Source organism: Psychrobacter proteolyticus (assembly GCF_038155145.1).
GTDB classification, from domain to species: Bacteria; Pseudomonadota; Gammaproteobacteria; order Pseudomonadales; family Moraxellaceae; genus Psychrobacter; species Psychrobacter proteolyticus_B.
The window spans coordinates 1-211 of the sequence record NZ_JBAKAY010000209.1; the positions used below are offsets into that span (position 1 = coordinate 1).

1 protein-coding gene is annotated in these 211 nt (G+C 45.5%); it reads left to right on the forward strand.

Features of this window, described 5'->3' with window-relative positions; genetic code table 11:
* The coding region (locus V6252_RS13560) for a DUF3025 domain-containing protein (protein WP_341610780.1) at positions 1 to 211 on the forward strand (211 nt) is incomplete at both ends.

The window sequence follows — 211 nt, forward strand, 5'->3', positions numbered from 1 at the left end:
GAACAACGCAACTCAGCCTGATAACAGCGCTCAAGCCGGAGTCTATATCTATGGCCATGCCCTGCTTGAGCAGTTGGTACACCCACGTAATCCTCTATGCGCTCACAGCATTGTCATTCACGTTGCTCAAGAATTCTTTACCTTATCCTTAGCTGAACGTATGCGCTATTTGGTTGACAAGGTTGCCAAATACATGGATACATTATTATCC